The following is a 12,529-nucleotide window of genomic DNA, read 5'->3' as shown; positions in this document are numbered from 1 at the left end:
AGTTCAAAGTTTGCCACGGTCGTTTATCGCTTCTCTTCTGTTTCGTCCTTTAGATAATGTGGAAGGTGGAACTCGTATGAGTTATCAAAAACTTGCCCTACTTTATTGATTTCGAGCAAAGTGGTACCACCGTTCTTCCCAAAGCTGCCGCTGAGGTAGGCAATTTTATCCTCCAGTTTAATATATCCCTTCTGACGGAGCATCCTGAGGGCTGCCGTAAAAAGGTTTTCGGAGCTGGTATGTTCTTTTTGGTAGATAGGAATAATTCCGTAACTCAAATTCAGCAATCGTTGCGTTTTCTCTCTATAACAGATGGCCAAGATAGGTGTGGCACCTCGGAAAGCCGACAGCGTACGAGCCGTTTGTCCAGTTTCGCTGGCCGTGATGATGCCCTTCACGCCCAATTTGCGAGTAGACTCAATGGCTGAATGCGCCAAAAATTCCCGTTGGCCTTTATAACCATGAGCCATGGGGTCGATGGTTGTTTCCCATGTTCTGTCGGCTTCAGCCTGCTCAGCTATGCGTGCCATGGTCTGAACGGCCTCCACAGGATATCGGCCAGATGCCGTTTCGCCACTAAGCATCAGCGCATCTGTCCAAGAATAGATGGCGTTGGCGATGTCGGTTACTTCGGCTCGTGTGGGACGCGGATTGTTAATCATGGTGTGAAGCATCTGCGTGGCCACGATGACTGGCTTTTTCTTCATGACGCATTTGCGGATAATCTGACGCTGAATACCGGGTATTTCCTCGATGGGAACCTCAATACCCAGGTCACCGCGGGCAATCATGATACCATAAGAGGCATCAATAATCTCGTCAATATTATCAACCCCTTCTTGATTTTCTATCTTTGAAATAATCTTGATATCGCTGTGGTGTTCATCAAGAATGTCTTGCACGGCTTTTACATCCTGCGCATTACGGACAAAAGAATGCGCAATGAAGTCAATATCCTGCTCGATAGCAAAGAGAATGTTGTGTTTGTCTTTCTCGGTAAGTGCCGGTAAGTCAATGTGTCTTCCTGGTATATTCACACTTTTATGAGCCCCGAGTATTCCGTCATTCATGACTTGTGCCACCAGCATGGGACCGATGATATCAATAACTCTCAAGTCAAGAGCCCCATCATCGATTAAAATATCGTTGCCAATTTTCAAATCTCTTGCGATGTCAACGTACGAAACGTTGATGATGTCGTGCGTGCTGTCTACGTCCGGTCTGCCGAAAATCTTCACAATTTCACCCGTCTTGTAAACCAATGGTTCAGTAACGTTCGTGGTTCTCACTTCCGGTCCCTTGGTATCAATCAACAATGCCAGGTGGGAAGAAACTGCACGAGCATTTTTGATGACTTCTTTCATTCCCTCTATAGTGGCGTGAGCAGTATTCATACGCACGACATTCATACCCGCGAAAAATAATTTTCGTAAAAACTCCTCACTGCAATTCCGATCACTGATCGAACATACTATCTTTGTTTGTTTCATGATGATGATGATTTGTTTGATGCATGGCCCACACCAAAAAGATGTTTAGGCCAAATCATCGGTGCAAATATTTGCTTAATTATTCTATGCAAAATTACGAAAGATATCTGATACGTCCAAATGATTAATAGTTTTTAAAATGCTTATCTTCTGCTGGTTGGCACGGAATGAAAATAGGACACGTCGCTGTTATCATATTTGCGAGAAAGAAACTGTATTAAGCATCTTTAAAACCATCAATCCAACCTTCCTCCCAACGCTTCTCCTTTTCAGCTCCATCATCCGCATGAGGATTGTTGACAGACAGTCCCATCAGCCTGATGGCTCGATGGGAATAATCCACCTCACGCAACAAACTTTTTGCCAGAGGCAGTATTTGGACTTTGGTCTGCAAGCAATGATCTACCGTAGCACTTCTGGTTATTTGCGTAAAATCATCAAATTTGATTTTCAAGGTCAGTGTCTTGCCTTCAAAACCAGCCTCTTTGATTCGTTCAACCAGTTCCAACACCGTGTGGTACAGTTCGATAACTATGGCCGAGCGCAGGGTGAGATCTTCCTGAAATGTACGTTCGCAGCCAACGGACTTACGAATCCAATTGCTGATGACGGGTCGTTCATCATCGCCTCTGGCATCATGATAGTAGACACTTCCCATCTTGCCAAACACATCAATCAAATGTTTTTGAGAAACCGTACGCAACTGCTCGCCCGTAAAGATTCCCATTTTATGCATCTGCTCAGCTGTTTTTGGTCCGATGCCCCAAAACTTTTCTATCTTCAACTGACCAATAAAATCGTACGCATCTTCATAACTAACCTCAAACAATCCATCAGGTTTTCGATAATCAGAAGCAATCTTGGCCAGAAATTTATTGAAGGAAACTCCAGCAGAAGCTGTCAAATGAGTGTTTTCTCGTATCTTCTTCTTGATTTCAAATGCGATGGTCAATGGATTCTCAATATCCTTTTTATTGTCAGTAACGTCCAAAAATGCCTCATCTAAGGATATCGGTTCAATGATGTCTGTGTACTCTCGAAAGATTTCACGAACCTGCATGGAAACCTCGTGGTACACCTCTCCCCTGTGAGGCACTATAATCAATTGCGGACACAGACGCTTAGCTTTGCTCATGGCCATTGCCGAGTGCACGCCAAACTTGCGCGCCTCGTAACTTGCGGTGCTGACCACGCCACGCGGTCCGTCGTGACCCACAGCAACAGGTTTCCCTCGTAATTCAGGACGGTCACGCTGTTCTACCGAGGCGTAGAAAGCATCCATATCGACATGGATTATTTTTCTCATCATGCAAATCTACACATTTATTAGATAAAGAACAAAAAACAACGTATGAAAGCAGACAAATATGGCTTGTAAATTCAAGCAAATCAAAATTTCACAAAAGCGTTTTATATCTTGGAAACCATTTTGCACAAAAACAATATTACTTCTCATTATGATGCCTCAAAGGCAAAACCTCGCCCAGAATCAATGATCCTAAGAGGAGTTTGTGGTAAAATTAAACAGAGGAAAATAAGGGAACCCATCAATGATTCAAAAAAAGATTCAAAGGAAAAATAGGTTCAGTCGCGAAGGTATGGAAATATAAGTTCTTGGGAAAGAAGAACTTCTGAAATATTTTTATGGCTTAATTTGGCAAAAATAACTAAATATATTTTTCTATCACGTAAAAAACCACTATATTTGCAAATCAAAATTGAGATGCAAGGTAAAAAATAATAACAAATAACTTATAAATAAAATGACGAAAGCAGATATCATCAACGAAATTTCAATGTCTACCGGCTTACAGAAAAAAGAAGTAGCAGCTGTGGTAGAATGCTTCATGAGTACCGTAAAGGATAGCCTTCTCAATAAAAGAGAAAATGTTTATTTGAGAGGTTTTGGCAGCTTTATTATCAAGCACAGAGCGGCAAAGACAGCTCGGAACATCCAAAAGAATACCACTATTACAATTGATGCACACGATTTGCCCAGCTTTAAACCATCTAAAAGCTTCACCAATGCGATGAAAGCGTAAGGCAACGTTTGTATTAAGAATCATCAAACAGGTATTCTACATCTATTAATATAGAAATTTTAGTACAAAACATATTATTTTTAAACATTTAAAACTATGCCAAACGGTAAGAAAAAGAAGGGCCACAAGATGGCTACGCACAAGCGTAAGAAAAGATTGAGAAAGAATAGACACAAGAGCAAATAACATTACTTGACAGTCTATACTGACAGTGGGGCGCGTCGAAAAGTCCTATGGAGGATGTTTGGCACGCCCTTTTTTGATGTAACTAAGCAAAGTAAGAAGAGAAATGACCAGCGAAGTTGTTATTGACGTCCAGGAGAAAGACATTGCCACGGCACTGTTAGAGGATAAGCGTCTGGTTGAATATCAGAACGAACCGCGCTCTGCAACTTTCTCTGTTGGAAATGTCTACATCGCAAAAGTGAAAAAACTCATGCCAGGTTTAAATGCCTGTTTTGTGGATGTGGGATATGAAAGAGACGCTTTTCTTCACTATCTTGACTTAGGGAGCCAATTTAATTCGTATGCGAAGTACTTAAAGCAAGTACAAAGTGACAGAAAAAAACTTTATCCATTTGCCAAAGCCTCACATCTGCCAGACCTTCCAAAAGACGGTAGCGTTCAGTCGACACTGACATTAGGGCAAGAAGTGTTGGTGCAAATTGTTAAAGAACCTATTTCAACCAAAGGTCCACGATTAACTGCTGAGCTGTCTTTTGCAGGCCGCTTTTTAGTTTTGATTCCCTTTGGTGACAAAGTTTCCGTTTCTTCAAAAATCAAAAACGGTGAGGAACGCGCCAGGTTGAAACAACTCGTCCGCAGCATTAAACCTAAAAACTGTGGCGTCATCGTACGCACGGTGGCAGAAGGAAAAAGAGTTGCTGAGTTAGATGGCGAGATGAAAGTGCTGACAAAGCGTTGGCAAGATGCAATTGTCAAAGTCCAGAAAACGCAACAACGACCTCAATTAGTATATGAAGAGGCCGTACGAGCAATCGCTTTATTAAGAGATATATTTAACCCAAGCTTCGAGAATATTTACATTAATGACGAAGAAGCGTTCAGGCAGGTTAAAGACTATGTTTCGTTGATAGCCCCAAACAAGTCGGGCATCGTGAAGAGATACACGGGCAAAGTGCCCATCTTTGATAATTTCAACATTACAAAGCAAATCAAGTCGAGCTTCGGCAAGACCATCAATTACAAGCATGGAGCCTATCTTATCATCGAACATACCGAGGCATTGCATGTGGTGGATGTAAACAGCGGGAACAGAACGCGAAACGAAAATGGACAAGAGGCAAACGCACTTGAAGTAAATCTTGGGGCAGCAGACGAATTGGCACGGCAGCTTAGGCTGCGTGATATGGGAGGTATTATCGTTGTTGACTTTATCGACATGCATCTTGCTGAAGACCGGCAGATGCTCTACGAGCGCATGTGCAAGAATATGCAAAGTGATCGTGCGCGTCACAATATACTCCCACTTAGCAAGTTTGGATTGATGCAAATTACTAGACAGCGTGTAAGACCTGTAATGGACGTCAATGTTGACGAGACATGCCCCACATGTAATGGCACAGGTAAAATTAAGTCTAGCATTTTATTTACCGATCTACTTGAAAGAAAAATTGACAAACTAGTCAACAAAATAGGAATTAAACGGTTCACTCTCCATGTTCATCCGTATGTAGCCGCCTATATCAATCAAGGAGTGTTCTCCCTGAAACGTAAGTGGCAAATTAAATATGGACTTGGAGTTAATGTAATCCCTTCACAAAAACTAGCTTTTTTGCAATATGAATTCTACAATTCAAAAAAGCAGTTTATTGACATGAAGGAAGAGATAGAAACAAAGTAAACTTTCTGATACAACGGGGATGAGCATGCCACAAGCGTGTCCATCCCCGTTGTTTTTATTATTTACCATACAGCATATTCCACAAAAATATATTGTAGATCATGAACAAGAAAACCCTACTCACACTCATTTCATGTTGCCTGCTCATGGGCATCCATGCGAAAGATATGTCTCAATACGAATGCTTCAGCCTCTTGAAGGGCAAGATAAAGCCATCGGTGACACCCATGCTCAAGACAACCTGGGGACAGAACGCACCCTATAACCTACAATGTCCACTGGCACCAGGCAAGAACGTACACTGCAAGACGGGCTGCGTGGCAACTGCCATGGCACAGGTCATGAAATACTACGGTTATCCAGCGCACGGACAAGGCAGTGTGAGGTACACATACGAGGGCGGCGACGGACTGGTATACATCGTTGAGACCGACTTCAGTAATAGCACCTACGACTGGGAGAAAATGAAAGATGCCTATACATACGGCGACAATAGTTCGAACGAGGAGAAGCAAGCTGTGGCAAAAATCATGGCCGACTGTGGCGCTGCCGTGGAAATGCAGTATGGACAATACGACAGTGGCGCATTTGACATGGATGTGGCGAAGGCACTTAAAGACCATTTTGCGTACGACAGCTCGGTGACTTACCTATCAACCTTCCTCAACGAAGTAAGTGACAGCACATGGTACACCACGCTGTACCAGCAACTTTCAGACGGCATGCCAGTCATCTACGGCGGAAGCACGGCCTACACGCCGCATTGCTTTGTCATCGACGGCTACGACGACAAGGGCAATTTCCATGTGGTATACGGACTAGGAGGCGGAGACGGATTTGTGGATCTCAAGAAAATACCCTACCAGAATCAGTCGATGACATTCAACATCAAACCACAGAAGGTGTCCAACGCGGTTGACAAACACCCGGTAGACAGCCGCAGGCCCGTGGAGAAAGCACGCTACCGACTAGACGGAACCAGAATCAGCAGGCCGCAGCGGGGCGTCAACATCATCGTAATGGACGATGGAACGGTGCGCAAGGAGATATTAACAGCGCCTTAACAAGTTTTCCATTGCTGTCTGCTAAACTTTGTTTGAGTATGAAAAAATCAGAAGGGTGCATCTTAATCGGTTATATAATGCACCCTCTCCTATTCCTATTATATTTCTACTGATACAAAAAAAATATTATCTTTGCTGGATCATCGTAATATTGCAACTTTATTCGCGCGTTGTTGAATTTGAGAATCGATAGCATGTTTACGGCAACATCTATGCCTTCAACTCATCTATTATTCGTAAACCTCGTCGATACCAAACTCATCTACAGCCTGATCATCTCTGGCGCACGGATTATAGCCTTCTGGAAGTCCAAAAGATGCATCTGGTTTATATCCTAACGAAGCATCTTTATAAACTCTTTTCATGAAGTTAGCCCATATTGGTAATGCCATGGTTGCTCCCTGCCCCATCCTCATGGAGTCAAAATGAATGTCGCGGTCTTCACCGCCTACCCAACATCCACTCACTAATTGTGGTGTGAAACCCATGAACCAGGCATCAGAGTTGCGGTTTGTAGTACCCGTCTTCGCTCCTATTTCTCCATTGATGTTGTACTTGAAACGCAATCGACCTGCTGTACCTCTGTCGACAACTTCTTGCAATAGAACCAGCATTTTGTTGGCACTCTCCGCACTAATCACTTCACTCATACGAGGCTGGAAGGTTGCCAGCACATTCCCTTCATTATCTTCTATTTTAGAAACAAACATCGGAGCGGTACGGATGCCGTGGTTGGCAAATGTGGTGTATGCGCTGACCATTTCGCCAACAGAAACTTCGCAAGGCCCTAAACAAAGAGCCATGGAAGGATGGATGTCTGGGTTCTGAATGCCAAAGTCGTGGAGCATACTTACAAACAGCTGTGGGTTCAAACGGCTCATCAAATATGCCGATATCCAGTTGTTTGAGTTGGCCAAGCCCCATTTCAGCGTCACCATCGAGCCATATCGTCTTCTACTGGCGTTTCTTGGTGTCCAAGGCTTGCCCGCCACCATGTAGGTTCTCTGCACGTTAGGTGCTTGGTCGCAAGGAGAAAAACCGTTCTCCATGGCCAAGGAATACAGAAAAGGTTTGATGGTCGATCCTACCTGTCGGCGTCCGTTCATCACCATGTCATACATGAAGTGATTGTAGTCAAGTCCACCCACGTATGCCTTCACATGTCCCGTCTGCGGATCCATGCTCATGAAGCCTGCCCGAAGGAACGATTTGTAATAACGGATGGAATCCATGGGCGTCATTGTCGTATCCACATCGCCATGATAGGTAAACACCGCCATGTCGACAGGCGTATTGAACGACTTCTTGATTTCTGCTTCAGAGGCTCCCGAGGCTTTCAATACCCTATAGCGCTCACTTCCCATCATAGACCTGTTCAAAATAGATCTAATCTCTTTCGGTGTCAGCGCTTTGGTAAAGGGTGCGTTGGGGCGTTTGGCTTTCTCTTTGTCAAAAGCTGGTTGCAGGAACTTAGCCACATGGTTATAAACAGCCTGTTCCGCATATAGCTGCATACGTGAATCTATGGTGGTAAACACTTTCAAGCCATCCGTGTAGACATTATAAGGCTTGCCATTTCTCTTAAAATTCTTATTGCACCAACCATAAAGGGGATCTGTATCCCATGCGATGGAATCAAAGACAAATTGATTCTGGTTCCAGGAGGGATAATCAGAACGATCTGGACGCGAGGCCATCATATATTGGCGCAGGAATTCACGGAAGTAGGTAGCCAATCCATTCTTGTGATCTGTACGGTGAAAGTTCAGCTTCAACTTTTCATCTGCGTACTGGTGATATTCTGCTTTCGAAAGATATCCGGCCTTTTGCATTTGCCCGAGCACGACATTACGGCGCTCGGTACTACGTTCAGGATAACGAACGGGATTATAAAGGGACGGATTCTTACAAAGGCCGATGAGCATGGCCGACTCTGTGACTGTCAAGTCTTTGGGTTCTTTATTAAAATAGGTGTTCGCAGCAGTCTTGATGCCTACCGCGTTGTGGAGAAAATCAAAATAGTTAAGGTATAATGCGATGATTTCCTCCTTGGTGTAGTTGCGTTCCAACTTTACGGCGATGACCCATTCGATGGGTTTTTGCAGCATTCGCTCCAACGTGCTCCGCGCCGTTTCTGAATAGAGCTGTTTAGCCAATTGCTGCGTAATGGTTGAACCGCCTCCGGCATTCTCTTGCCCAAGTATTCCGCGTTTGATGATAGCGCGCCCCAATGCGAAAAAGTCGACTCCCGAATGTTCGTAGAACCGTTCATCCTCTGTTGCAACCAAAGCATGAACCAGATGTGGAGAGATTTTTGAATAAGGTATAACTATGCGGTTTTCCTTGTTAAAGTTCCAGGTGCCCAGCACTTTGCCATCTGCCGAATAAACCTGGGTTGCAAAACGACTGATGGGGTTCTGAAGGTCTTCTACATCAGGCATATAGCCTATCCACCCATTCCATATCGCGATAAACGCAATCAGAATGACGCAAAATACTGCGATTAAAGTTTTCCAAAGGAAATGAACAAATGCCTTTCTCATTCTCCGCAACACATATATATATTATTGATGCAAAAATACAACATTTCTTTTAATTATCTCTCGTAAATAAAAATTAATAACTAACTTAGCCGTCAATTCCAAAACATATCAAGTATACAAAATGGAAAAACGTCATTTTATCACCATTGCCGACCTCGCTAAAGATGAGCTGATGTATCTGTTAGCCATGGCCGAGCAATTTGAGATGCATCCCAACCGCGAATTATTAAAAGGTAAAGTCGTAGCCACACTTTTCTATGAACCATCAACCAGGACCCGCCTTAGCTTTGAAACGGCGGCCAACAGGCTGGGAGCTCGTGTCATTGGCTTTTCAGATGCGAAAGCTTCCAGCGTATCTAAAGGTGAAACTCTCAAGGACACCATACTCATGGTTTCCAACTATGCCGACCTCATCGTCATGCGCCATTACATCGAAGGAGCGTCTCAATATGCCAGTGAGGTGGCTCCCGTTCCCATCATCAATGCTGGTGACGGTGCTCACATGCACCCTTCACAGTGTTTGTTGGATCTCTACTCCATCTACAAGACGCAAGGAACGCTCGAAAACTTGAACATTTACCTGGTGGGCGACCTGAAGTATGGTCGCACGGTGCATTCTCTCATTATGGCGATGCGACACTTCAACCCCACTTTTCATTTCATTGCTCCTAACGAACTGGCCATGCCCATGGAATACAAACTCTATTGTCAAGAGCACGGCATCAAGTATCAAGAGCACACCGCCTTTAACAGCAGGGTGCTGGCTGATGCCGACATTCTCTATATGACACGTGTGCAGAAAGAGCGTTTCTCTGACTTGATGGAATACGAACATGTGAAAAACGTGTACATCCTGCGCAACGACATGCTCAAAAACGTTAAGGACAACCTCAAGATACTGCATCCACTTCCGCGTGTCAATGAAATTGCTTACGACGTGGATGACAATCCTCATGCCTATTACATTCAACAAGCACAGAACGGACTCTATGCCAGACAAGCCATATTCAGTCATTGTTTAGGCATCACCCTCGAAGATATCAAGCAAGATAAAACAATTATCAAATAAGTTGTAATACAACAATAACAATCTGATTATGAATAAGAAAGAGCGTTTAGTTGCAGCAATAGAGAATGGTACTGTTATTGATCATATTCCTGCGGGCAAAACATACCAAGTCGTCAATCTGCTGGAACTCCAATCATTAAACACACCAGTTACCATTGGCAACAATTTTGTCTCCAAAAAGATTGGAAAGAAAGGCATTATCAAGGTTTCCGACAAGTTTTTCTCTGACGAAGAGATTAGCCGACTCTCCGTCGTAGCCCCGAAAATAGTACTCAACATCATCAAAGATTACGAAGTAGTGGAGAAGAAAACAGTTGAGACACCGAACGAATTGCGTGGCATCGTGAAATGTAACAACCCCATGTGCATTACTAACAACGAACCCATGCAAACCGTATTCCATGTGGTAGACAAGACACATGGTTTACTGAAATGTCACTATTGCGACAAAGAACAAGACATCAACAAAGTAGAACTCTGCTAAATTCTATCCTGTCAAACTCACTAAAACAATCAATAATCGACTCAAAAGAACAAACGGAATGCTGTTAATAGCAGATCATTCTAAATGAAACATCTTTACTTAAACCAAATTAAAAAATCATGGAAAAAGACCAAGAAATCTTCTATCTCATTGAGCAAGAGCATCAACGCCAGCTCAAAGGGATGGAACTCATCGCATCAGAAAACTTTGTTAGCGACGAAGTGATGCAGGCAATGGGATCGTATCTAACAAACAAATACGCCGAAGGCCTTCCCGGAAAGCGTTATTATGGTGGTTGCCAAATCGTTGACCAGGTAGAGGATCTTGCGATAGCACGTGTCAAAAAACTCTTCGGAGCCGAGTTTGCTAACGTACAACCACACTCGGGTGCACAAGCAAACGCCGCCGTTTTGCTGGCTGTATTGAAGCCTGGCGATACATTCATGGGGCTCAACCTCGATCATGGCGGCCATCTGTCGCACGGAAGTAGCGTCAACACATCCGGTATCCTCTATCATCCCATTGGCTACAACTTGAATAAGGAAACGGGTCGGATAGACTATGATGAGATGGAACAGCTGGCTCACCAACATCATCCGAAACTGATTATCGGAGGTGGATCTGCTTACAGCCGTGAGTGGGACTATCAGCGCATGCGCAAGATTGCTGACGAGGTGGGAGCTCTACTCATGATTGACATGGCTCACCCAGCAGGATTGATTGCCGCCGGATTGCTGAACAATCCCGTCAAATATGCACACATCGTCACCAGTACCACGCACAAAACGCTCCGCGGCCCACGTGGTGGCATCATTTTGATGGGTAAAGACTTTGAAAATCCATGGGGCCTGACCACTAAGAAAGGTGATGTTAAGATGATGTCGCAGCTGCTCAACAGTGCTGTATTCCCCGGAACGCAGGGCGGTCCTCTTGAACATGTCATTGCAGCCAAGGCTGTTGGCTTCGGCGAAAACCTGAGACCGTCATGGAAAGAGTATGCACAGCAGGTTAAAAAGAATGCGGCTGTGTTGGCCGACGCACTCACAAAACGTGGCTTCAGCATCGTAAGTGGCGGAACAGACAACCACTCGATGTTGGTTGACCTTCGCTCAAAATATCCCGAACTGACGGGTAAAGTGGCAGAGAACGCACTCGTTGCTGCTGATATCACCGTCAACAAGAACATGGTACCTTACGACTCACGTTCGGCATTCCAAACCAGTGGTATTCGTCTTGGCACCGCAGCCATGACAACGCGAGGTGCGAAAGAAGATGTCATGCTTCTTATTGCCGACCTCATCGAAGAGGTATTGAACGCACCTGATGATGAAAAGATCATCGCAAACGTAAGACAGAAAGTTAACGAAACGATGAAGAACTATCCCCTCTTCGCTTATTAAGAGGCATTACTAGGCTATCAACGACCACCGAATCCTTCCCATGTCTGAAAGAAGAAAGCTATCTAAGTATGGGAGGGGTTCGGGTTGATTCAATTCCTTGTTGATCTAATCAGCATACACTATTGATAGCTGGTTTCATCAATGAAATCATAAAAGCTCAATATGACATACGTTGTTCAATACACTATTCTCATTGCCATCCTCATCGCGGCTGTAGTTTATGCAGGACGAAGAATATACCTGACATGGCGACACAGCGGCGACAAATGCTACGGATGCAAAGGATGTGCATTGCATGACCAGATACTGAAAAAACAAGCATCAGCCCATCGAAAGCCAGCGTGTTATAAGAAAAAGTGAGACAAATGTTTGGAAGAACAAATTATTTACCTTATCTTTGCACTCGCAAAAATCAATCAGGGTACCTTGGCCGATCGGTTAGGTAACGGTCTGCAAAACCGTGTAGGGCAGTTCGACTCTGCCAGGTACCTCAAAAATCAACGAATCACAATCTTTTCACGCTCGAAGAGATTGTGATTTTTTCGTTTATGCCCATACATGCACCCAACTTTC

10 protein-coding genes and 1 tRNA gene are annotated in these 12,529 nt (G+C 44.1%); 8 read left to right on the top strand and 3 right to left on the bottom strand.

The features are described from left to right. Window positions 1–23: 23 nt before the first annotated feature. Window positions 24–1,490 carry a pyruvate kinase gene (gene pyk, locus HMPREF1254_RS03865; protein ID WP_023057348.1) on the bottom strand — a complete coding sequence of 489 codons (1,467 nt, stop codon included), beginning with the start codon at window positions 1,488–1,490 and terminating at the stop codon, window positions 24–26. 217 nt (window positions 1,491–1,707) lie between these two features. Continuing rightward, entirely contained in the window at window positions 1,708–2,796 is a 1,089-nt protein-coding gene (dinB, locus tag HMPREF1254_RS03860) for a DNA polymerase IV (RefSeq protein WP_036880262.1), read from the bottom strand. 457 nt (window positions 2,797–3,253) lie between these two features. Between dinB and HMPREF1254_RS03855 the strand changes: the two genes are divergently transcribed. The 3 genes from HMPREF1254_RS03855 (at window position 3,254) to HMPREF1254_RS03845 (ending at window position 6,460) form a co-directional block, all read left to right on the top strand. Then, on the top strand, window positions 3,254–3,532 hold the full coding sequence (locus HMPREF1254_RS03855) for an HU family DNA-binding protein (RefSeq protein WP_023057341.1): 279 nt from the start codon (window positions 3,254–3,256) through the stop codon (window positions 3,530–3,532). Between the two features lie 289 nt (window positions 3,533–3,821). Further along, a complete protein-coding gene (locus tag HMPREF1254_RS03850; RefSeq protein WP_023057363.1) occupies window positions 3,822–5,396 on the top strand; it encodes an Rne/Rng family ribonuclease in 1,575 nt (524 codons plus the stop codon). 101 nt (window positions 5,397–5,497) lie between these two features. Next, window positions 5,498–6,460, top strand: a complete 963-nt coding sequence (locus HMPREF1254_RS03845; RefSeq protein WP_023057349.1) for a C10 family peptidase — start codon at window positions 5,498–5,500, stop codon at window positions 6,458–6,460. A 230-nt stretch (window positions 6,461–6,690) separates the two neighbouring features. On the opposite strand, the gene HMPREF1254_RS03840 is transcribed toward HMPREF1254_RS03845, so the two are convergent. Beyond that, window positions 6,691–9,003, bottom strand: a complete 2,313-nt coding sequence (locus tag HMPREF1254_RS03840; RefSeq protein ID WP_023057372.1) for a penicillin-binding protein 1A — start codon at window positions 9,001–9,003, stop codon at window positions 6,691–6,693. Window positions 9,004–9,124: 121 nt separating this feature from the next. On the opposite strand from HMPREF1254_RS03840, the gene pyrB reads away from it, so the two are divergent. The 5 genes from pyrB (at window position 9,125) to HMPREF1254_RS11965 (ending at window position 12,447) form a co-directional block, all read left to right on the top strand. After that, on the top strand, window positions 9,125–10,072 hold the full coding sequence (gene pyrB / locus HMPREF1254_RS03835; RefSeq protein ID WP_023057368.1) for an aspartate carbamoyltransferase: 948 nt from the start codon (window positions 9,125–9,127) through the stop codon (window positions 10,070–10,072). Between the two features lie 28 nt (window positions 10,073–10,100). Continuing rightward, on the top strand, window positions 10,101–10,556 hold the full coding sequence (locus HMPREF1254_RS03830) for an aspartate carbamoyltransferase regulatory subunit (protein WP_023057351.1): 456 nt from the start codon (window positions 10,101–10,103) through the stop codon (window positions 10,554–10,556). 119 nt (window positions 10,557–10,675) lie between these two features. Next, window positions 10,676–11,956, top strand: a complete 1,281-nt coding sequence (gene glyA, locus HMPREF1254_RS03825; protein WP_023057354.1) for a serine hydroxymethyltransferase — start codon at window positions 10,676–10,678, stop codon at window positions 11,954–11,956. Window positions 11,957–12,118: 162 nt separating this feature from the next. Then, entirely contained in the window at window positions 12,119–12,316 is a 198-nt protein-coding gene (locus HMPREF1254_RS11655) for a FeoB-associated Cys-rich membrane protein (RefSeq protein ID WP_023057350.1), read from the top strand. A 60-nt stretch (window positions 12,317–12,376) separates the two neighbouring features. Next, a tRNA-Cys gene (locus HMPREF1254_RS11965) sits at window positions 12,377–12,447 on the top strand. Window positions 12,448–12,529 lie beyond the last annotated feature (82 nt).

This window comes from Prevotella sp. BV3P1, from assembly GCF_000479005.1.
In the GTDB taxonomy this organism is placed as follows: domain Bacteria; phylum Bacteroidota; class Bacteroidia; order Bacteroidales; family Bacteroidaceae; genus Prevotella.
The sequence above is the reverse complement of the archived record's forward strand: the minus strand, read 5'-3'. Positions and strand labels throughout refer to the sequence as shown.